Genomic DNA, 21,402 nt, shown 5'->3' with positions numbered 1-21,402 from the left:
ATTCTCCCGAATTTCCATTTATGTTACTTATCACCAAGTGCAGTCACGTAGTTATAAGCTTCGATACCGGCTATGGCACCTTCCCCTACGGCTGTGGTAATTTGGCGAAGATCTTTCTGACGCACATCACCAATGGCAAAGATACCTGGAACACTTGTCGCCATCTTGTCATCTGTGATTACCCAACCATTTTGGTCAGTGATGTCGAGGCCTGTCAAGTAATCTGAAACAGGATCAAGTCCGACATAAACAAAGACACCGCCAAATTCGTGGTTAGTCACCTCACCAGTTTTGACATTCTTGATATCAACACTGCGAACCTTGATGTCATCACCCTTGATTTCTTCAACAACGGAATCCCAGATAAACTTGACCTTTTCATTGGTGAAGGCACGGGCTTGAAGGACTTTTTGGGCACGCAATTCGTCACGACGGTGAACAATGGTCACGCTATTGGCAAAGCGTGTCAAATAAATTCCTTCTTCAACAGCAGAGTCTCCACCACCAACAACCAAGAGGTCTTGATTGCGGAAGAAGGCACCATCACATACAGCACAATAAGAGACACCACGGCTGTTGTACTCTTCTTCACCAGCAACACCAATGTGGCGGTGTTTAGCACCCGTCGCAATGATAACTGTCTTGGTTTGGTACTCCTCGTCACCAGTTTTGACAACTTTATAATTGCCCCTGTCTTCGATACCAGACACGATACCATAAAGATTTTCAACACCCAATTTTTCCAAGGGTTCAAACATCTTCATGGACAGTTCTGGACCAGAAATACTTTCAAAACCAGGATAATTTTCAATATCAGATGTGTTATTCATCTGTCCACCAGGAGCACCTTGCTCCAAAGTTGCCACTTTAAGGTTGGCACGAGCTGCATAAAGTGCTGCAGTCATCCCCGCAGGACCAGCTCCAATAACAATTGTATCGTACATGAGTAACTCCTTATATGATTTTCTTGTAGAGATATCTTACACCTAATGTGCCAACAAAGCTAGCATTATGCATTAAGTACGATAAGAATCGCCATAAAAGCAAATGCCAATACTGGGATCGAAACCATCGATATCATAATAGCATCATAGAGGGCACCCTGACGCTCCTTAACGGTTTTGTCTAAATGACGTAGGGCACGCCATCCAAGCCAAAAGACACCAATAACCAAACAAACAAAGAAAGCAATCACAAGGCCTAAGAGATAAAATTTAAAAATATTTAATAACATAAATCATCCTAAAGTGAAAAATAGAAAAGGCTGAGACAACATTCTCCAACCTCTGAATCCGATTAATAATAACTACAGAAGGCAGTCACCGAGTAGACTCCTTAGTCGCCTTTGAAGTATTCAAAAGTTCCTAATCATCCTTGTGGGACTTTGACTATGAACTAGAAATGTAGTCCTATCCCATCACCTTTTCTATTGTAACAAAAATCCCATCTTAAAGATATTGTTTTGAATAAGAAGCGAAGAATTCTTTTGTTCGCTCTTCTTTTGGATGGTTAAAGATTTCATCAGGTGTTCCTTGTTCAAGGATATGACCTTTTTCAAGGAAAAGCACCTTGTCAGCCACTTGATAAATAAAGTTCATGTCGTGACTGACCAAAATCATGGTTTGACCTGATTTAGCCGCATCTACGATTGATTTTTCAACCTCACCAACCAACTCAGGGTCAAGGGCAGATGTTGGTTCGTCAAGCAAGAGCACATCAGGCCTCATTGCAAGGGCACGAGCCAAAGCCACACGTTGCTTTTGACCACCCGACAAGTGACGTGGGTAGTAATTTTCACGATTAGAAAGCCCAACCTTAGCGAGCTCTTCTTTAGCAATCTTGGTAGCTTCGTCGTCAGAAAGTTTCTTAACAATCTTGAGACCTTCCTTAACATTATCCAAGGCTGTACGACGTTCAAAGAGGTTAAACTGTTGGAACACCATGGCCAACTTACGGCGAAGGGTAAGGATTTGCTCCTTGGTAATTGTTCCAAAATCCACCTTGAAATCATCAATGGCAATAGTACCAGAATCAGGTTGTTCCAAATAGTTCAAGCAACGAAGGATAGTCGACTTCCCTGCACCAGAGGCACCAACAAGAGCCACAACTTCACCTTTTTCAATGTCAATATCGATGCCATCGAGAACCTTTTGTCCTGAAAATTCCTTGGTCAAATTTTTGATGCTAATCATTAGCGGTCACCTCCAATGCCAGAAATGTCAGTCGCTTCAGGAGCCTTAATGGCCATGTGATTTTCAACTGAACGACCAATGTACTCAATCAAGATTGAGATTGCCCAGTATACAAGAGCTACTGAGATATAACGTTCAAAGTAACGGTAGTCAGCACCACCTAAGATTTGAGCTTGCGCATACATTTCAACGATACCTGCACTGAAGGCAAGTGATGTTCCCTTAGTCAAACCAATCAAACTGTTAATCAAACTTGGTGTCGCAATAACTGCCGCATTTGGAATGATGACACGACGGTAAACTTGTGCTGATGTCATCCCAAGAGAACGGGCAGCTTCGATTTCCCCAGCGTCAACGGCCTGAATCGCTGCACGGATGGTCTCACTCATGTAAGCTGCTTCATTAAAGGCAAAGGCTGTAATAGCGAAGATAGCTGGTGGAATCTCATTAATGTTCCAATCTAAGCCGAAATCACCATTCAAGTAACGAAGGAAGAGTGGAATACCATAGTAAGTCAACATGAGTTGTACAAGGATTGGTGTCCCACGCAAGAAGCTCACAAAAACGGCTTGAATTGGATAAAGGATACGTACTCGATTAATTTTAACAACCGCAAAGACAAGGGCCAAAATCAAACCGAAGAAGGCACCTGCAATAGTCAATCCCAAGGTTAAAGGCAAGCGTTCTACAATCTTAGGGACAGCATCGAAGACAGCCTTCCATGAGAAGAGCTTACCAGCTGGCATCCAAGATGAAATCCATTTGAAGACAATTGTAACCAATTGCAAAACATAGCCCCAAAGGATTTCCACTAGCCATGATAAGGGAATGGCTAAAGCAACAGCTACTGCCAAACCAACCAAGCCAAGGATAACTTGAAGATACCAAGGTGACCGATTAAATGCTTCTATACTCTTTTTCACAATGTCGCCCTTTCTTTCTAAAAAAGTCGGTTAGCCTAGTGCTAACCGTTCAAATATCTTATCATAAATTTTATAATATTCATTTTAGCACGACTCAGAAAGTCTGTGAAATAGTCTTTTCTTATCAAAGTGATAAGGAAATCATATCACTGATAATTCAGCTTTATTAACGTCAAAAAGCTGAGACAGCAGTCTCAACTTTTAACAGTCTTATTTCAAATCACTGACGTAATCGCCACCGAAGTATTCCTTACTGAGTTTGGCAAGGGTTCCATCCTTCTTAAGCTCTTTGATACGTTTATTGACAAAAGTCTTGAGTTCCTTACCTTGCTTATTTTTTGAGAAAATAAGGTATTCAAGACCATCAGTCTTCATACCGATATCGTCTTTAAGCTTGTTTACAGCCAACTTATAGCCTTGATCTTTAACAATGTACTCAGACGAAATGGCATCATAAAGGATAAAATCAATTTTTCCTTCTTGAATGTGTTGAACGCGTGTTGAAAGACCCGTCGAGCTAGAAGCGTAATTGATTGTAATTGGTGTCTTGTCCGCATTGGCGTGGTTCCAGTTTTCAAGCAACTGAGCGTAGTTAGTGCCAGGAAGCACTTCTGTTGTCTTACCAGACAAATCGTCTAGGCTAGTATACTTTGTACCCTCAGCACTGATGATTGCATAGTTAGAACGTGAAATTGGATCTGAAAAACTATATTTCTGTGCACGCTCTTCATTGTAGTTAAAATCATTAGCTGCAATCTGATAACGTCCAGAATCCACCCCTGTCAAGATGGAATCAAAAGGCGTCGTTACAAACTTGACCTCATACTTGTCTGAATCCTTAAAAACAGCCTTTACCAAATCAATATCATAACCCTTGAAGTCATCACCTTTTTTAAAAGTGAAAGGTGCCGTATCAGAGTCAGTCGCAACAGTAATCGTCTGCTTTTCACCAGATACCTTACTGTCACCTTTGTTTCCACAAGCTGCCAAAGTCAAAACCGACAAACCAAGAATCCCTATGCCTGCAAGCCATTTTTTCATATCTATATTCCTCAATACTTTTATTAATAGTAAGTGATGACAGTTTACCATATTTATCCCAACTCGTCTAATAATAAAAACCTAAGTGGTGATAGAAAATGGTTATAGGGGTGAGGGTAGAAATAACAAGATAGAAAAAAGTTACCATACCAGTAACAACTCTTTTCATCTTTAACTTACTACATTATATTATATTGATTGTCTAATATTCATGTGAAATACTATCATCTTATCACTCCTATATAATCCTAAGAGAGAAAACAACTAAAAATAATCTATTATCCACACTACTTGTCCTTACCTGATAACTTATTACTTGAGTCGCTACTATCTTCAGGTTGATAGTCTGACAAATCCTTATGGATACGTTCAGCGTAAACGGCTTTATTTCCTGATTCAGCATGGTCAACCAGATCCTCGACAAGTTCTTTATAATTTTTTGTAGAGATAGTCCAGTTGACCCCATTATCTTCGATAAATTGAAGTTCCTTTCCAAATTATCTGAACCTGTCAAAGGTATACAGAACAATTCTTTATCAATATCCTTAAATTGCGTTAAATCACCGTTAAAGTTTTCACACTAAAGGAACTTTGTTGTGAGATCTTTGCCCTTACCCTTTTCATCATTACTCTTATCAGATTGGTTCCAGTACTTCAACTTGTCAATATTAATACCATAGGGACTCATAAGGAGAGTACGAACAGCAGCTTCAGCTCCATGGAAACTAACAGAGAGTGAAGTAAAAGTCACTGTTGCTTCATCTTTCTTGACTTTCACTTCCTTCAGTTTATAGTCCTGAATCTTGCCAATCATATTACGGCTTACCCTGAGAAACTTTGAAAACACTTGAGTTGGTGTCTTAGTATTAGCCTTGACACGTTATGTCGAAGTTGATTCGTTTTTTCTTTTCAGCTGACTTATTTGAAGCACAGGCTACAAGAACCAAGCATGTTGCTAAAATCAAGCCCAGATACGTAAAAACTTTTTCATTACTTTTATTATCTCATTTCTATTACTTACTAATTAAGATAGCACAGGTCTAATGATGCTTTAAGGTCAACTAGTAACGCAAAAAGTCAAAACTCTACTATTATATAATCACGAATCACGCCAAATCGTCTAAGTCTAACTGTCTACCTTCTTGGTCTTCCAAACCTGTCAGCGTAACACCAAGCAGGCGAACGCCACTACTATTTTCCTCCAGCTGATCAAAAATACTATGAGAAATCCTATCGATGGTGTCAAAATCCTGGGTTGATTTGTCCAAGGTCATACGTTTGGTTAGGGTTGAGAAGTCCGAATAACGAACCTTGATGACAATGATACGACCGACTTTTTTAGCTTTCTGGGCGCTTTCCGCTACCCGTTTAGCATTTTTAGTCAACTCAGCCTTGATGTCATCTTCATTATACAGGAGCTTACCATAGGTTCGCTCACTTCCGATAGATTTACGGACACGATTAGGCTTTACTGGGCTATTGGAAATGCCTCTAGCCTTGCGAAAGAGGTCAAAGCCAAAACGTCCAAAGCGGTCTATTAAGGTTGTCTCAGAAATTTTCAGAAGATCGGCACCGGTGTAGATGTCCATGTCATGAAGACGTTCAACTGACTTTTTACCTACCCCATGAAACTTTTCAATGGGTAGCTTTTCCAAAAAGTCCTGAGCTTCCTCTGGCAATACCACCGTCAAACCAGCAGGCTTTTGAAAATCAGAGGCGAGTTTGGCGATAAATTTATTATAGGAAACGCCTGCTGAACAAGTCAGATGGAGTTCCTGCCAGATATCATACTGGATAAACTTGGCTACCTTAACCGCTGATTTGATACCAAGCTTATTTATCGTCACATCAAGATAGGCTTCATCGATAGACATAGGCTCAACCAAGTCGGTATAGCGTTTAAAAATCTCGCGAATTTGCATCCCTACCTCTCGGTAATGGCTATAATTTCCTGAGATAAAGACAGCGTTAGGACAACGTTCATAGGCTTCCTTAGAAGACATGGCTGAATGGACACCATATTTTCTAGCCTCGTAATTACAGGTTGATACCACACCACGTCCCCCTGTTTTTCTAGGATCGTGACCGATAATAACTGGCTTTTCCTTAAGACTGGGGTCATCCCTCATCTCAACCTGAGCAAAAAAGGCGTCCATGTCAATATGGATGATTTTCCGACTGGTATCATTTATTAGAGGAAACTCTAACATGGCTCCCTGCCTCCTTTCTCAGATTTATCTCATTGTAAAGCTTTTCACATAAAACTTTAGGACTACAAAGCATTCTCCCCTTATGATACCAAAATCTATCAAAAAATAGAAATTTATAATACAGATTTATTGTTTTCAAAACTGTATTATAAAAGAATGTCTCTAAAAACGGAGTTTTAAAGTTATGTAAGCGGTTACTGTATGATATAATACTTCTAGAGAATGTAACAGATGATTTTGTTACATTCTCTAGAAAGTACTATAGGAGATCCAAACTATGGCAACGGTTAAAACTAACACAGATGTTTTTGAAAAAGCGTGGGAAGGCTTTAAAGGAACTGACTGGAAAGAAAAAGCAAGTGTGTCTCGCTTCGTACAAGCAAACTACACACCATATGATGGTGATGAAAGCTTCCTTGCAGGACCAACTGAACGCTCACTTAAAATCAAAAAAATCATTGAAGAAACTAAAGCTCACTACGAAGAAACTCGTTTCCCAATGGATACTCGTCCGACATCAATTGCAGATATTCCTGCCGGCTATATTTCAAAAGACGACGAACTAATCTACGGTATTCAAAATGATGAGTTATTCAAATTGAATTTCATGCCAAAAGGCGGAATTCGTATGGCAGAAACAGCTCTCAAGGAACATGGCTATGAACCTGATCCAGCTGTTCACGAAATTTTTACAAAACATGTAACTACAGTAAATGACGGTATCTTCCGTGCTTATACATCAAATATCCGTCGTGCACGTCACGCACACACTGTAACTGGACTTCCAGATGCTTACTCTCGTGGACGTATCATCGGTGTTTATGCTCGCCTTGCTCTTTACGGTGCTGACTTCTTGATGCAAGAAAAAGTAAACGACTGGAACTCTATCGAAGAAATCAACGAAGAAACTATTCGTCTTCGTGAAGAAGTTAACCTTCAATACCAAGCACTTCAAGATGTTGTTCGCCTTGGTGACCTTTACGGTGTAGATGTTCGTCGTCCAGCCTTCGATACTAAAGAAGCTATCCAATGGACAAACATTGCTTTTATGGCTGTATGTCGTGTTATCAATGGTGCGGCTACTTCACTTGGTCGTGTGCCAATCGTCCTTGACATATATTCAGAACGTGACCTTGCTCGTGGTACTTACACTGAATCAGAAATCCAAGAATTCGTTGATGATTTTGTCTTGAAACTTCGTACTGTAAAATTCGCACGTACAAAAGCTTACGACGAACTTTACTCAGGTGACCCAACATTCATCACAACTTCTATGGCTGGTATGGGTGCTGACGGACGTCACCGTGTTACTAAAATGGACTACCGTTTCTTGAACACACTTGATAATATTGGTAACGCTCCAGAACCAAACTTGACAGTTCTCTGGACTGACAAATTGCCATATCCATTCCGTCGCTACTGTATGAAAATGTCACACAAACACTCTTCAATCCAATACGAAGGTGTGACAACAATGGCTAAAGACGGTTATGGTGAAATGTCATGTATCTCATGTTGTGTATCACCACTTGACCCAGAAAATGAAGAACAACGTCACAACATCCAATACTTTGGTGCTCGTGTTAACGTTCTTAAAGCCCTTCTTACTGGTTTGAACGGTGGTTACGACGATGTTCATAAAGACTACAAAGTATTTGACATCGATCCAGTCCGTGATGAAGTTCTTGACTTTGACACTATTAAAGCTAACTTAGAAAAATCTCTTGACTGGTTGACTGACACTTACGTAGATGCCCTTAACATCATCCACTACATGACTGATAAGTACAACTACGAAGCTGTCCAAATGGCCTTCTTGCCAACTAAACAACGTGCTAACATGGGATTCGGTATCTGTGGTTTTGCCAATACTGTTGATACATTGGCAGCTATCAAGTACGCTACAGTTAAAACAATCCGTGACGAAGATGGCTACATCTACGACTACGAAACAATCGGTGAATACCCACGTTGGGGTGAAGATGACCCACGTTCAAACGAATTGGCAGAATGGTTGATTGAAGCTTACACTACTCGTCTTCGTAGCCACAAACTCTACAAAGATGCAGAAGCTACAGTTTCACTTCTTACAATCACTTCTAACGTTGCTTACTCTAAACAAACTGGTAACTCTCCGGTCCACAAAGGTGTTTACCTTAACGAAGATGGTACTGTGAACCTTTCTAAACTTGAATTCTTCTCTCCAGGTGCTAATCCATCTAACAAGGCTCGTGGTGGTTGGTTGCAAAACTTGAACTCACTTGCAAGCCTTGACTTCTCATACGCTGCAGATGGTATCTCACTTACAACTCAAGTTTCTCCACGTGCCCTTGGTAAAACATTCGATGAACAGGTTGATAACTTGGTAACTATCCTTGACGGATACTTCGAAAACGGTGGACAACACCTTAACTTGAACGTTATGGACTTGTCAGCTGTTTACAAAAAGATCATGAGCGGTGAAGATGTTATCGTACGTATCTCTGGATACTGTGTAAACACTAAATACCTCACTCCAGAACAAAAAACTGAATTGACACAACGTGTCTTCCACGAAGTTCTTTCAACGGACGATGCTTTGGGATAAAACAATAAAAGAGCTCGCAATAGCGGGTTCTTTTATTTTTGCCAAAAACTAGCTTTCATTATATTTTTCTAAATCTACTATAATTTACATTTGACTTTTTCTCGGATTAGCTATAAAATAAAAGCATTTTCGTTTGGTATCTCAAAACACTTCACTTTCAGAAGTACCTTAGAGAAATATCACCCTGTCACCGTCTGACTGCTAGTTTACAAATAACAGGTCAACTAGCAGTCATGACAAAAATAACAGCCTATAGGGAGAAAAGATGAATAAGAAAAGTTTTAAGCTAATTGGATTATTGTCTCTTATAGCAGCTACCATCCTACTCGTATCCTGCCAGTCTGAAACTAAAAGTAAAACCTCTAAGTCTCAAGAGGTCCAATGGGATATACGGGTATAACTGGTCCTGAACATTGGGGTGACCTTTCTAAAGATTATGAACTCAGCAAGACGGGTAAGGAACAATCTCCCATTAATATCACCGGAGCTGAGGACGTTGATTTTCCAGAACTAAACCTTAATAATCAAGAATCAGAAGCCCATGTTAAGAACAACGGTCACACCATTGAAGTCAGCTTTAAAAATCCAAAGAATACCATAACGATTAGTAAGGAAGTTTACAAGTTGCAACAATTCCATTTTCACGCACCAGCTTAGAATGAAATAAATGGCAAAACCTATCCTCTCGAAGGGCATTTCGTCTACAAGACGGATAATGGAAAAATCACAGTTGTCTCAGCTCTCTATGACTATGGAGACAAAAACCAAGCCTTGCAATTAATCTGGGATAAAATGCCTCAAGCCGCCAATACTGAAACGGATTTATCTCAGGCTATCTCACCTGATGATTTCTATCCTGAAAACAAGGACTATTACAACTTTGAAGGCTCATTGACAACATCGCCTTTTACTAAAGGCGTTAACTGGATTGTCTTCAAAAGCCAAGAAACTGTTAGTAAGGAACAGGTGGAAAAATTCTCTCAAACTCTTGGATTTGAAAATAACCGTCCTATCCAAGATGCAAACGGCCGAAAAATTAAAGCATAAAACCTATCAAAAGCTTGATGATAGACTATAATCTTTGCTACACTATTCCTATGATTATCAAACATACAAGAGATACACTTTCAGAGACTTATCTAGATGCTGTGGCTATTCGAAACACCGTTTTCGTTAAGGGACAAGGAGTTCCTCGCTTCATCGATATTGATGCCAATGAAGCCTACTGCATTCACTTTGTCCTCTATGATGACAAGGGCCAGGCTACAGCAACCGTACGACTACTTCCTAACATAGACTTGACACAAGTTACACTCCAACGCATGGCCGTGCTCGACGACTACCAAGGTCAAGGTCTGGGTAGCATCCTCCTAAAAGAGGCTGAAGATTTCGCTCAAGAGCAGGGCTTCAAATCTATTTCTCTCCATGCCCAACTAGGGGCACTTAAGTTCTATCTCAATAATGGCTATCAAGAAGTCGGCCAAATCTTCGAAGAAGCTGGTATCCAACACATTACGGTTGAAAAGTCCTTAATAAGTAAAAAAGCTTAAGCAGTAGATCAACTCTGCTTAAGCTTCTTCTTTTGTTGAAAATATAGAATAGCCATGCTCGATAGCAAGAACTGCCACATTTTCTTTTTTTAATAGCTCTACAATCTTTTTCCAGTATTTCTATCCTTTTAAAAAAAGTACAAACACTCCCATGTAAACCAAAAAAACAAGAGACAAGCTTTCTTTTCTTAGAGTGTCTACTCGACCGTTTTTGTCTAGACATACGTTTTCTCCTATCTAGGGAGTATTATATCATTTTATAAAAAAACAACCCCCGTTATCTAACTATTATTAGATAATGGGGGCTGTTTTAGTAGTCTTTCCTAGGGGTCATTATATAATTATGGACCCTAAACAAACATTTTTTGTAAAAAGCCTTTTTTCTGTTCTTTCAACAAATCCAACTTACGTTGATGAAGAGCGATAGTCTCGTCTAGCTGTTTGAAGAATGAGCCGATTTTATGTTGCTCTTCTAAGCTGGGAATTAATAATAAGTAAGGTTCGATGTGTTTATTATTGATTTGGGGAATAGTTGATGTGTCTACAATCTTGTACAATCCTGTCTTATTGATAAAAGTATAGAGCGATACTCAGGATCAATACCTTTTGGTTCTAGGGCCATCATATTAGTATCCATGTAACTATCTTCTCCCAACATACGTACTTTATTGGTCATTATAGCAGCACCTTTTTAGGTCTTGATCTAAATCATCATGAAAGGTTTGCAGATCATGGCGCGTGAGCACTTCTTTAGCCGAGACTTTATAACGTGATTTTTTATTATCAAAAACAACGGGGACAAAGGCATAGTGCAAGTGAGGGGTTGTTTCGTCATAATGCATGACAGCGGCCACGGTATTTTCTTGACCATAACGTTCATTAAGAAAATTGGTGGTTTCTTCAAAAAAGGCGCTTTGTTGCTCGTAGGGCGCTTCTGCGAGTTCTTCAGGTAAAGTGACAATCCAAGTGGCTAACGCCTTTACATCGTCTCTTTGCATGCAATAAACGTCATTTAAACGCGCATTGAATCGTGAGAGCATATCAGAACCATCAGCCAGGAGCTCTTGATTCAGATAGGTTTTCGACACATCAATTTCTTTGTTAGTGTGATGGTCAGTTTTACGTTCAAAATGGACCGCTAAACCAGGGACTGCGCCACGCGTATTTTTCTTTAAATGCGCCATCAAAAATGCCTCCTCGAAAAAGATTTTCCAAGACCAGGATAACACCGTTAAAAATCTGGTATAGCTGTTATACCAAAATGATATTTTGGACAGGCTCTGCGAGGCGCGTCATCGACAAGCGCTGACAGTAGCGTTTCCCCTTCCTTCTGGGGAAACTGCTATTTTACAGCGCCACTTATCCGGCTTGTAAAACCTCCGGCGGGTCACGCCGTGACAGGGCAATTTATCATTGCAGGATCACCTTCAGTGGGAGCATGTCATGCAGAACGCTACCCGCATGGGGCAAGCTGGTGTCAGCTTAACCACATAAAAAAATCAGTTGAGATAGTATCTGTATCTACCTCAACTTATTCTGAGTGCGTATATATTCCTCATCGTAATCATCTCAATCAAAAATTATGATCAGTATTCAGGATAAGGAAATTTTAATTACAACTACAATTACAGGTGTAACTATAGCTGTAGTTGTAATTAAAATATTTAACCAAAATCAATTTGATCTAACATGGTCTCCCGGCTAGCTTGATCTAAACCAAGATAAGTTAACGTCATGGCTTCACTTGAGTGATTCAATAAATGCATGACTAAACCAATGTTGTAATTCGACTGCGTGTATACGCGATAGGCGCCTGTTTTGCGCATGGTATGGGTGCCTAGATAGTGATAGTTAATGCTTAGTAGATCGCCAACACGCGCCATCACTTTATAAAACTGTTTGCTCGGTGATATGTCGATTATGATGGGATGTCGAGGGAAATAACCACTCAGAATTGATATTTTCTTGGACTAGCCAATCATGATATTGCAGCAAGTCTTGTTGCACGGGCTTTAAATATAACGTGTTCGCTTTACCCGTCTTTTTATCATGAATAAAGGCCGTGTGTTTAACAGAGCCATCTGAATTATAGATATCGGATTTCTTTAATGTCATCACATCACTCACCCGCAGCAGGGTGGCTTTGCCAACTTGAAAGATGGTGTAGTTACGGCGACCTGCCCGAAAACTATCTGGTAAGGTGTCTTGCACCATTTTTAAGACGTTAGAGTCTTTGATTGGGAGTACGATTTGTTGCATATCTATTTAACCTCAATAATAGAACAGTCCTTGCCTATAATTAGTTCACTTTTGTCAATGAATGACCAATTTGTCAAAAAATTCGGATTAAATTTGCAATCTACCGTAATTATTTGTAACAAAAATCGTGCGTGGATTTTTAGCAGGTCCCTGTGCAATCAATTGCTTACTAAACTGCATATTTTGCAAGGTCGTCTTCGATTGCGTCTCCGCCCAGCCATCCCCAAGCACAATAATATAATCTTGTCGCAGACGGGGCCAATTGAATTGATAAATCGTCAGCATCGTCAGATAGTTATAAAACAAAAAACCAAGGTAAAAAATGACCAGATTCGGAAATACCGTCAAAAAATAACTCACGGGCTGCGGCACATGACTACTCAACAGATTGCCTAAAAATGGCAAAACCAGAATGCCCAGTCCCAAGTACAAGGTCAGCATATTCGCCAATGTATGACTCTCATGACGCCACATGATCCACGCATTCCATAAGAGCAAGATAGCTTGTAAGGTAAAAATCAGCCCAATCAACAGAATCAGCAACACAAACAACGCCCCACTGATAATGATCAACCAGTGGATATTGCTACCTAAAATTGTAATCGCCAGCATGGTTAAAAAAGAATAGAAAAATAGCGAAAACCAAATACCGTTACCTAGGCGAACCTTATTGCGATGATAACGCCAACCAAAAATGGTTCCAAATATGAGTGGTACTAACCAGCCCCAGTAAAACATTGCTGGAACTGGAACCCAAACCGCTGCGTCATTCACATCAATACCCCCGCATTAAGTTTTATTTCAGCTTCCATCATAAAGGACTCCCCGCGGGACTGCAATCAGGAGTCATTACTTCAACTGTTTTTGTTCATTATAGAAATTACGGTAAGCTAAATAGCACGCAATGACTGACCCCAAACTAGTCGCTGATAAGAGCATGAACGTGACCATAATTTGATACCTAATGGCCCGTACTGGATTGACCCCTGCAAAGATCAAACCGGACATCATCCCTGGCAGACTGACTAGACCCACAGTCTTTGCCGAATCAATGGTTGGTGACATCCCCGTACGAATCGCCTCACGCACGATGGCAATCGAAGCATCAAGTAGACCAGCCCCTAACGCCAACCATTCAAGCACACCTTGCCACTGGTCATGAAACTGACTATTGAGGCTGCGATAAGCCAGCCCAACTGCGACCATTGAATTCGACGCAATCATACCAGAAATGGAAATCATTTGCGATGGCACAAACTTAATCGCACCAGATAGCACGAGGACGCCGAGTGTTACCCCTGTACTAACAAAAATGGCTAATAACGAAATGGCTAATGCATGGTCAATCCCCGCCCCCCGTTTTTTCGCATTCCAAGCCGCATTGAAGATAATGAAGCCCATCATCGCCAGCGTTAGCCACAAATTGTTGACTCGGAAAATATACTTTAGCAAGTAACCCACGATAAATAGTTGTACAACAGCCCGCACGACACCAATGACGATGTCCCTATCCAAGCCAAGTTTCTGCCACAAACTAATTCCTAACGCGACGAGCACTAACATTGCTGCCAAAAATAGCGACGTATTATTAACTGCTAAATTCATGCGTGCACCTCCAATCTGCCAGCAATCACTTTCGCTAATTGATCTGCCGCAGCAATCTCTGTCGCGTCATGAGTAATCATGATCGTTGTCACGTGATCCTGCTCATTTAACTGTCGTAACCAGGCGTGTACGATTTGCTTATTATTTTCATCCAAACCAGCTGTCACCTCATCTAATAACAACACTTTTGGTAAGAATAAGATATTGCGAATCAGCGCGACCCGCTGCCGCTCACCACCGGAAAGCTCGATAATCGGCTGATGCAGGGTTCGTTCGGACAGCCCAACATTATTTAACGCCGTTACCACTCGTTGCGTATCCATGACTTGCTTACGAATTTGGTACGGGAAAGCTAAGTTATCTGCCACCGTCTCACCAAATAACGTCGGTTGTTGGAAACAATATGAGACTTGCCGCCGATACATGGTTGGGTCATAACTTTCAATCGGCTGCCCATCAAAAATCAAGGTCCCACTTGTTTTAGAAATCATGGACGCAATGATCCGCAATAACGTACTTTTCCCACCACCGGATGGTCCCGTCAATGTAATATGAGCCCCAGCTGGAATCTGCCAATCAATATCATGTAAAATATGTTGATCAGCGATTTTATAATTAACTTTTTCTAAACTAATCAATGAATTCATACGCCCACCCCCGATCGCACAATGATCGGCGCCGACAACAGCCGGATGAAAAAGTGCTCAGAAGTCAATAAATTGGACTTATCTGTTTGATGTATTAATACACGAACCTGTGTAGCCATTGGCAAAGCCCTATGAATCATACCTGAGTCAAAGTGTTCCGTATAACTACGGAGGGGTTCTAATTGAACTTTTAATTTATCATTATTTTCCTTGATCGACCATTTCACAAACCAACTCCTTCTTCATTATCTCAATCAAAGCATCTCTGTCCTTAATCCATTGAGCCCTCTCATCCTTGTAATAGGTACGATTACTGAGGAAAATCCCCGCACGTTGACGAGGGATATTGATAAGCACAAAGGTACCTGTATAACCAGTATGAATAATCCAATCGCCTTGAAGGTCCCACGCGACACTACGCTCCTTCTTGGATTGACTGATATTTTGCGTCAGATTTTTAGCAAAATCATCCTTCAAATAATGGTTAACAAAGATTTCCAAGTCCTTTAGGGTTGAAAAGAGACCTGCTGAACCTGTGTGCTCTTTGAGCACTCGAGCCTTGGGATCGTGAACAGTTCCTCCCGGAATTCCCTCTACAGTTGGAACAGCAAGGTCAACTGGACCAAACTGTGTGTCAATCATACCAAAAGGTTGGAAAATTTCGCTGTCAAAAAGCCTGTCCAGTCTTTGTCCAAATAATTTCTCAAGCATCAAGCCCAGGAGAATAAAGTTAATATCTGTATACAAGAATGGTTTATCAGACTTAACTTTGATGGCATTTATTGCAGCAATCAATCCTTTTTGGTCTAATTCATCACGATTTGGAATAAAAGGATCAATTCCGCTACTATGAGAAAGAAGCTGACGAAGGGTTAGCGTCTTGTCTGCTACTTCAGGATAATAGGTGGAGAACTTCTCATCCAAATCCAGTTTTCCTGACTGTAAGTAGAAGATACAAAGAGTCCCAACTCCCACGACCTTAGAGACACTAGCTAGATCATAGGTTAAATCTGGAATTACTGGATTCTTTCCATCCTGAGTACCACAGTAGTACTCTTGCCAATTCTTTCCGTCATAGAGTGCAAGGCTGGCACCCGGGAAGATGTCAGCCTTGATGTAGTCTGTAATTGTTAACAATGTTTGTTTGAAATTAGTCATTATTTTGTTAACCAAACCTCAATATTACTCATATCAGTCAGTGCGAGTAGACTTCCTTTAGGATCTAGATAACTTGAGAACTGTTCCTTGTCAAGTTTCTCATGCAAGGCAGCCAAATCATAGTCTTCAGCTACCTTAAATTCTAGAACTTCCAAATCCCAAGTTTGATCTGAACTTACTTGAAGGTCCGGACCTTCTGCCTTTTCAAAGTGGATAGATAAAGGCAATTCTTCGCCAAACAGATTATCGTAGAAAAAAGCCGCTTGAGCCGTATCGACAACATTCAAAGTCAAAGACTGAACAGTAAAATCTGAAACTCCTTTAAAATCTTTTTTTTCTTCAACATCTGCGTACTCGACTGTCTTTAGAGTTGATAAATCATCTTCGGCATGCACCAAAATAAGACCATTTTCTGGTGAGATAGTCTCAAAAGCGTAACCATTTTCCCCTTGGAAAATAGCCTTAGCTTGATTATCATCACGCGCCAAAAGGTACTCAATCTCAAGTGGATTTGAAACCTTAATGACCACTTTATTAATTTTCTTAGGACCTTCAACTGCACGGAAACGGTAAGCTGGAGACTCCTCAATTACAAAAAGTGAGTTACGTTCTGACCAGTCAGTGAAGACAGCAAGAGCATTTTCCTCAGTCAAAAGCTTAAATCCTAACGTATTTTGGTAAAAATCGATATTTTCTTGTCTATTATTCACACGAAAAATTGGTGTGTGAAACTTAAGATTCCCTGATTGCGTCATGATACCCTCCATTTTTTCTATTTTATCCAAAAAGAGTCTGTGTGACAAGAAGTTTCCTAAGAAAATACAGGATTGTAATTTTTTACATTCTTTCACATAAATTAGGAAAATCATTATATTATCTTTACCTTAGGACTCGCTATTTCTTCATTTTAGAATATAATAAAGACTTTGAAAACTTTCGTCAATCACATTTGGCGTTTAGACATGCCGATCAGGCATTCTTTTTACTACTTGGGGGGCTGTTCTTATTTTTTGATGAGAGTTATTGGGAGTAATCTTATGCTACTGACCCACACCAACTACCATGCAGAACTTCAAAGAACTCTTACGACAACGTCTATCCTCCCAGTAGCCATTAGCATGATGACTACAGCCTTCTTGCAAGAACTACTCTTTCGTAAGTCGGTTTGCTCTTAGTTGGCTCCTTATTCGATAGTTACTGCTTTAGTGAGTACCAGTCTCTTTTTCCTATTCCATATGCCCACCAACCTTGCTCCCCTCTTCCTCTATATTGAAATGGGATTGGCTCTCTCTATGGTCTACCAAAAAAGAGAAAATCTATCAGCAACTATCTCGCTTCATATCCTATGGAATATTTTCACCTTAGGTGCTACCATTCTAGTAATGACTAATCCCATGTAACTGAGAAAACTTTCTCAGTTTTTGCTACTTTCAAAATTTTAAGCATAAAAAATCTGAAGCATTTGCTTCAGATTTTGGATCTATAATTTCTGTAGTGGGTAAAACTACTGTAGAGATTATAGAGCTTTTTGAGTGTACACAAAAAGTCCCATAAGAACTATAATGAAAAGCAACCAAACCATCATTAGGAAGAACTTATGAGACTTATTAAGAATAACACAGAATTAATCGGAATCAAAGACCAAAATATCAACATTTCACTTGTTTTTGAAACTGACACTCATATCGAGATTCAAGCAAAACTTGATTACCCTGCACCATCATGTCCTCATTGCCATGGAAAGATGATCAAGTACGACTTTCAAAAGCCTTCTAAAATCCCTCTTCTCGAGCAAGCGGGAACGCCAACTCTACTACGTCTGAAAAAACGTCGTTTCCAGTGTAAAAGTTGTAGAAGTGTCACGGTAGCTGAGACATCTATCGTTGAGAAAAACTGCCAAATCTCCAATCTAGTCCGACAAAAAGTTACACAACTCCTAACTGAGAAAGTGTCACTAACTGATATTGCAAGAAGACTTCGCGTGTCGACGTCCACTGTCTATCGTAAGCTTGATCAGTTTACTTTCAAGGAACATTATGACAAACTCCCTGCTGTTATGTCCTGGGATGAGTTTGGGTTCAAGAAAGGGGAATTGGCTTTTGTAGCGCAGAATTATGAGACAAACGAACTCATAACCATCCTTGATAATCGCCGCCAAACTACTATACGAAACTACTTTTTGAAGTATCCACTGAAAGTCCGACAACAGGTACAGTTTATCACGATGGATATGTCTGGAGCTTATATTCCACTGGCTCGTAAGCTCTTTCCAAACGCAAAAATCGTTCTTGATCGTTTCCACATCATCCAGCACCTTGGACGTGCCTTTTTAAAGACAAGAATTGCAATTATGAACCAGTTCGATAAGAAGTCACTACCCTATCGAGCCCTGAAAAATCACTGGCGACTCTTCCAAAAAGACAGATGTAAGTTATCTCTCAACTCTTTCTATTCAAAGACTTTCCGCCAAACTTTAGCACCACATGAAGTTGTTGCGAAGACACTAGTTTTTTCAAAAGAGCTTACTGACTACTATACACTTTATCAGCTTTTGCTTTTTCACTTTCAGGAGAAGAGAGTAGATGAGTTCTTTGAACTGATAGAGGAAAATAGGAGCAAGGTCAATCATTATTTTCAAACTGTCTTTAGGACTTTTCTTAGACACAAGCAATACATCAAAAACGCACTAGAAACGGACTATTCAAACGCGAAACTTGAAGCGACTAATAAGTTGATCAAAGACATCAAACGTTTGGGCTTCGGTTTTAGAAACTTTATCAACTTTAAGAAGCGTGTCTTCATCACACTGAACATACATAAAAAAAGGACCTATCCGGTCCTCTCTAGATGTTAGCTTTTCGTCACCCACTACAGTTGACAAAGAGCCAAAAAATCCCATGGGAGTCATCATCTCGTGGGAATTTTTGCGATAAAGATTAATAAGGCAATGTCATCTTACTTTGGCTTAGGTCCACAGTCACTTCATAGTCACTATTGTCACGAATAGTGTGCTCAAAGTCTGTGGTATAGAGAACGAGTCGGAGTTTGTCGCCCTTGTTGAGTTTGTAGATGGTTGGTTGTAAGTCCAAACCGATAGTCATCCATTCATTTGGAGTGACATTCTCAATGCTAAGGAGATCTTTGCGATTTTGCAGGTTAAGGTGTCCTTTGGTAATGACACGGTATTTTGCCTGCTTGAATGGCAATTCACGTAAGGCTTCCTCCTTGAAGAGACGGCCGTTGTCTACATTCATGCGTTTTAATTCAGGTATTGGAGCTAGGTATTTTTTATCTCCCATTTCCAGAACTTGGGCCGAAATGAGACCACGGTTTGTGCTAGACTTGACCCTGAGCTCTAGGTGGACACGACCATTGATTTGGATGTCTTGGTCCAGTTCAAAGTCTAGAGTGATGGCATTGGCTTTATCCATAAAGAGGTCATCCTTAAAGCTTTGATAAGCCTTACTGTACTTAGCAAAGATTTCCTCTTCGTAATGGTTAGCGATACTAGCTTCTGCCTTACCAAGCTGAATGTGTTTACCATTATCATGACCAAAGTTATCGAGAACTTCCCAGGTCTGTTCAGACTGGTTGTTTTGCCAGATGACTGTAGGCAGTGTGTAACCATTATCTAAACCAAGGAGTTTCTGACAAATTAAGGCGTTCATGCTTTCTCGGAAGTCAATAGACTGCCAGGCATTCATGTAAACGTGGGCACCATTATGGAAGAAGAGGTGTTTTTCGAGAGATTTAGGAAGGGCTCTGAACATTTGATAGACATTAATTGGTTTGACATTCCAATCCTGGCTACCGTGTGTAAAGACTACAGTAGCTTTGACACGGTCTGCGAATTGCACATAGTTGCGGTCATGCCAGAACTGGTTATAATCCCCATGCTTACGATCAATAGCTGTGCTTAGCTCATTGAGGTGGGCCTCGTAGTCTTTTTGGTGGCGTAGGTATTCTCCAGCTAATAGGGCACGAGAATAGGTGAATTCAGTCAAGGTATCGAGATCCTCACCAGGGTACCCTCCAGGACTAACGAGGAGTCCATTTTCACGATAATAGTCGTACCAAGAAGAAATACCCGCTTCAGCAATAACCATCTCCAAACCGTCAACACCAGTTGTAGCAAGGGCGTTGGACATAGTACCCAAATATGAAAGTCCAGTAGTAGTCACCTTACCAGAAGCCCAATCAGCAGTGATTGTATGCTGTCTGCTACGACTAGTAAAGGCGCGTGCACGACCATTGAGCCAGTCAATGACAGCTTTATAGGCCAAAATTTGTTGATAGTCTCCAGAGGTCATGAAACCTTCCGAGTTGAAAGTACCGACACCAGATACATAGATAGAAGCCACACCACGAGCCAACATGTAATCGTTAAGTGTATAGGTATCAGTGTGAGCAAAACGCTCCTCAGCCTTTGTGACAGGGTTGATAGGCGTAAGGTCTGCCTCTGGTGCTTTAATTTCTGGACGGCTAAGAGAAATCTTACCAGCTGGTTTGACGAGCAAGTCTCCCTCCATCTTGTGGGTCAGTTTATCAGAGGAAGGTTCATTAGTCCCTTGTTGATAAGGGCTTGCGGTCATCATGGCTGGAACTGGGAAGTCAACATTAGGACGTAAGATAGTCACCTTGACTAGGTCTAACAGCCCATCTTTGTCAGTATCTACAGGTGTTTCGACATAAACCACTTCACGGTGAAGCTGATTAGTGTCAAATGTTGCCAAGCTCTTACCATTAAAGAAGACGTAGTCATTACTTATTGGGATTAAATCTTGGGCTACTAACTGATCAATTAAGGTATTGCCAGATTGTGTGCGTGTCGCTAACAACTGGTGAAGGTTATTAAGGCTACCATCAAAAGCAATTGGGAAGGCCATTTTCTCAAGAAAAGCAACACTGTCGGTAAAGTCCACATTAGGGACAAATCCTAGCAGTTGAAGGGCTACTAAGCCAAAGACTTCAGCAGTCAAAGGACGGTCTGATTGGAAAAAGGACAGGAGGTCTGTCTCTGGATCGGCAATCCAATTTTTCAAAGCCAAATCAGTATCTTCAAAGAAAAGGAAGTACTTGCGAACAAAGGATTCAAAATTGGCTTTGGCACTAGCATCTAGAGAGACTTCAAAGCCCAAAGAACGGAGTTCCTGATAAGCCGTTTCAGGACTAACAGGGATGTAACTGAACTGGTTAAATTTCATATTCAAAAACCTCAAAAATAATACGT

The 21,402-nt window shown here is 40.5% G+C and carries 18 protein-coding genes and 4 pseudogenes; 6 read left to right on the top strand and 16 right to left on the bottom strand.

Annotation, left to right across the window (positions count from 1 at the left end; genetic code table 11):
* Positions 1-23: 23 nt before the first annotated feature.
* The 7 genes from trxB to dinB form a co-directional block, all read right to left on the bottom strand.
* Positions 24-977, bottom strand: a complete 954-nt coding sequence (trxB, locus tag NST05_RS02815; RefSeq protein ID WP_259700003.1) for a thioredoxin-disulfide reductase — start codon at positions 975-977, stop codon at positions 24-26.
* A 32-nt stretch (positions 978-1,009) separates the two neighbouring features.
* The gene (locus NST05_RS02810) at positions 1,010-1,234 is read right to left on the bottom strand and encodes a DUF4059 family protein (protein WP_084829068.1); all 225 of its coding nucleotides are present in this window, start codon (positions 1,232-1,234) and stop codon (positions 1,010-1,012) included.
* Positions 1,235-1,448: 214 nt separating this feature from the next.
* A complete protein-coding gene (locus NST05_RS02805; RefSeq protein WP_084829069.1) occupies positions 1,449-2,192 on the bottom strand; it encodes an amino acid ABC transporter ATP-binding protein in 744 nt (247 codons plus the stop codon).
* On the bottom strand, positions 2,192-2,938 hold the full coding sequence (locus NST05_RS02800) for an amino acid ABC transporter permease (RefSeq protein ID WP_100262472.1): 747 nt from the start codon (positions 2,936-2,938) through the stop codon (positions 2,192-2,194). The genes NST05_RS02805 and NST05_RS02800 overlap by 1 nt, the downstream gene beginning before the upstream one ends.
* A gap of 387 nt (positions 2,939-3,325) precedes the next feature.
* Positions 3,326-4,156: a transporter substrate-binding domain-containing protein gene (locus NST05_RS02795; RefSeq protein WP_084829071.1), complete on the bottom strand. Its 831-nt coding sequence runs from the start codon at positions 4,154-4,156 to the stop codon at positions 3,326-3,328.
* A 580-nt stretch (positions 4,157-4,736) separates the two neighbouring features.
* On the bottom strand, positions 4,737-4,970 hold the full coding sequence (locus NST05_RS02790; protein ID WP_065972545.1) for a hypothetical protein: 234 nt from the start codon (positions 4,968-4,970) through the stop codon (positions 4,737-4,739).
* A 292-nt stretch (positions 4,971-5,262) separates the two neighbouring features.
* Positions 5,263-6,366, bottom strand: a complete 1,104-nt coding sequence (gene dinB / locus NST05_RS02785) for a DNA polymerase IV (RefSeq protein WP_084829072.1) — start codon at positions 6,364-6,366, stop codon at positions 5,263-5,265.
* A 277-nt stretch (positions 6,367-6,643) separates the two neighbouring features.
* On the opposite strand from dinB, the gene pflB reads away from it, so the two are divergent.
* The 3 genes and pseudogenes from pflB (at position 6,644) to NST05_RS02770 (ending at position 10,503) form a co-directional block, all read left to right on the top strand.
* Positions 6,644-8,953: a formate C-acetyltransferase gene (pflB, locus tag NST05_RS02780; protein ID WP_084829073.1), complete on the top strand. Its 2,310-nt coding sequence runs from the start codon at positions 6,644-6,646 to the stop codon at positions 8,951-8,953.
* A 265-nt stretch (positions 8,954-9,218) separates the two neighbouring features.
* Positions 9,219-10,000 (top strand): annotated as a pseudogene (locus NST05_RS02775) (carbonic anhydrase).
* A 50-nt stretch (positions 10,001-10,050) separates the two neighbouring features.
* Positions 10,051-10,503 (top strand): GNAT family N-acetyltransferase, encoded by a 453-nt coding sequence (locus NST05_RS02770; RefSeq protein ID WP_167740672.1) that lies wholly within the window; start codon positions 10,051-10,053, stop codon positions 10,501-10,503.
* 350 nt (positions 10,504-10,853) lie between these two features.
* Here NST05_RS02770 and NST05_RS02765 read toward each other — a convergent pair whose 3' ends face one another.
* The 8 genes and pseudogenes from NST05_RS02765 to NST05_RS02730 form a co-directional block, all read right to left on the bottom strand.
* Entirely contained in the window at positions 10,854-11,060 is a 207-nt protein-coding gene (locus NST05_RS02765; protein WP_232694043.1) for a restriction endonuclease subunit S, read from the bottom strand.
* A 129-nt stretch (positions 11,061-11,189) separates the two neighbouring features.
* Positions 11,190-11,687: pseudogene (gene mobV, locus NST05_RS02760) on the bottom strand (MobV family relaxase); the annotation flags it as partial.
* A 480-nt stretch (positions 11,688-12,167) separates the two neighbouring features.
* A pseudogene (locus tag NST05_RS02755) lies at positions 12,168-12,762 on the bottom strand (site-specific integrase).
* Positions 12,763-12,849: 87 nt separating this feature from the next.
* The gene (locus NST05_RS02750; RefSeq protein WP_084829076.1) at positions 12,850-13,536 is read right to left on the bottom strand and encodes a hypothetical protein; all 687 of its coding nucleotides are present in this window, start codon (positions 13,534-13,536) and stop codon (positions 12,850-12,852) included.
* A gap of 75 nt (positions 13,537-13,611) precedes the next feature.
* On the bottom strand, positions 13,612-14,367 hold the full coding sequence (locus NST05_RS02745; RefSeq protein WP_084829077.1) for an ABC transporter permease: 756 nt from the start codon (positions 14,365-14,367) through the stop codon (positions 13,612-13,614).
* Positions 14,364-15,014, bottom strand: coding sequence for an ABC transporter ATP-binding protein (locus NST05_RS02740; RefSeq protein ID WP_084829078.1), 651 nt, complete (start codon positions 15,012-15,014; stop codon positions 14,364-14,366). The genes NST05_RS02745 and NST05_RS02740 overlap by 4 nt, the downstream gene beginning before the upstream one ends.
* Before the next feature lie 201 nt (positions 15,015-15,215).
* Positions 15,216-16,172 carry a serine hydrolase domain-containing protein gene (locus NST05_RS02735; RefSeq protein WP_084829079.1) on the bottom strand — a complete coding sequence of 319 codons (957 nt, stop codon included), beginning with the start codon at positions 16,170-16,172 and terminating at the stop codon, positions 15,216-15,218.
* A complete protein-coding gene (locus NST05_RS02730; protein WP_084829080.1) occupies positions 16,172-16,927 on the bottom strand; it encodes a CppA family protein in 756 nt (251 codons plus the stop codon). Before NST05_RS02730 ends, NST05_RS02735 begins: the two co-directional genes overlap by 1 nt.
* Before the next feature lie 282 nt (positions 16,928-17,209).
* Between NST05_RS02730 and NST05_RS02725 the strand changes: the two genes are divergently transcribed.
* The 3 genes and pseudogenes from NST05_RS02725 (at position 17,210) to NST05_RS02715 (ending at position 19,019) form a co-directional block, all read left to right on the top strand.
* Positions 17,210-17,347: a hypothetical protein gene (locus NST05_RS02725; protein ID WP_223899682.1), complete on the top strand. Its 138-nt coding sequence runs from the start codon at positions 17,210-17,212 to the stop codon at positions 17,345-17,347.
* Entirely contained in the window at positions 17,348-17,572 is a 225-nt protein-coding gene (locus tag NST05_RS02720) for a CPBP family intramembrane glutamic endopeptidase (RefSeq protein ID WP_255135309.1), read from the top strand.
* Between the two features lie 197 nt (positions 17,573-17,769).
* A pseudogene (locus tag NST05_RS02715) lies at positions 17,770-19,019 on the top strand (ISL3 family transposase).
* A gap of 89 nt (positions 19,020-19,108) precedes the next feature.
* Here the strand turns inward: NST05_RS02715 and NST05_RS02710 are convergent.
* On the bottom strand, positions 19,109-21,376 hold the full coding sequence (locus NST05_RS02710; RefSeq protein WP_084829081.1) for a Xaa-Pro dipeptidyl-peptidase: 2,268 nt from the start codon (positions 21,374-21,376) through the stop codon (positions 19,109-19,111).
* Positions 21,377-21,402 lie beyond the last annotated feature (26 nt).

The sequence above is a fragment of the Streptococcus sp. FSL E2-3494 genome, assembly GCF_038007085.1.
In the GTDB taxonomy this organism is placed as follows: domain Bacteria; phylum Bacillota; class Bacilli; order Lactobacillales; family Streptococcaceae; genus Streptococcus; species Streptococcus thermophilus.
The sequence above is the reverse complement of the archived record's forward strand: the minus strand, read 5'-3'. Positions and strand labels throughout refer to the sequence as shown.

Excerpts from the sequence above, each read along its gene's own strand:
- NST05_RS02810 (WP_084829068.1), bottom strand. The coding sequence starts at position 1,234 with ATGTTATTAAATATTTTTAAATTTTATCTCTTAGGCCTTGTGATTGCT.
- NST05_RS02805 (WP_084829069.1), bottom strand. The coding sequence starts at position 2,192 with ATGATTAGCATCAAAAATTTGACCAAGGAATTTTCAGGACAAAAGGTT.
- NST05_RS02800 (WP_100262472.1), bottom strand. The coding sequence starts at position 2,938 with ATGCCAGCTGGTAAGCTCTTCTCATGGAAGGCTGTCTTCGATGCTGTC.
- NST05_RS02795 (WP_084829071.1), bottom strand. The coding sequence starts at position 4,156 with ATGAAAAAATGGCTTGCAGGCATAGGGATTCTTGGTTTGTCGGTTTTG.
- NST05_RS02790 (WP_065972545.1), bottom strand. The coding sequence starts at position 4,970 with ATGATTGGCAAGATTCAGGACTATAAACTGAAGGAAGTGAAAGTCAAG.
- dinB (WP_084829072.1), bottom strand. The coding sequence starts at position 6,366 with ATGTTAGAGTTTCCTCTAATAAATGATACCAGTCGGAAAATCATCCAT.
- pflB (WP_084829073.1), top strand. The coding sequence starts at position 6,644 with ATGGCAACGGTTAAAACTAACACAGATGTTTTTGAAAAAGCGTGGGAA.
- NST05_RS02770 (WP_167740672.1), top strand. The coding sequence starts at position 10,051 with ATGATTATCAAACATACAAGAGATACACTTTCAGAGACTTATCTAGAT.
- NST05_RS02745 (WP_084829077.1), bottom strand. The coding sequence starts at position 14,367 with ATGAATTTAGCAGTTAATAATACGTCGCTATTTTTGGCAGCAATGTTA.
- NST05_RS02740 (WP_084829078.1), bottom strand. The coding sequence starts at position 15,014 with ATGAATTCATTGATTAGTTTAGAAAAAGTTAATTATAAAATCGCTGAT.
- NST05_RS02735 (WP_084829079.1), bottom strand. The coding sequence starts at position 16,172 with ATGACTAATTTCAAACAAACATTGTTAACAATTACAGACTACATCAAG.
- NST05_RS02730 (WP_084829080.1), bottom strand. The coding sequence starts at position 16,927 with ATGACGCAATCAGGGAATCTTAAGTTTCACACACCAATTTTTCGTGTG.
- NST05_RS02725 (WP_223899682.1), top strand. The coding sequence starts at position 17,210 with ATGCTACTGACCCACACCAACTACCATGCAGAACTTCAAAGAACTCTT.
- NST05_RS02710 (WP_084829081.1), bottom strand. The coding sequence starts at position 21,376 with ATGAAATTTAACCAGTTCAGTTACATCCCTGTTAGTCCTGAAACGGCT.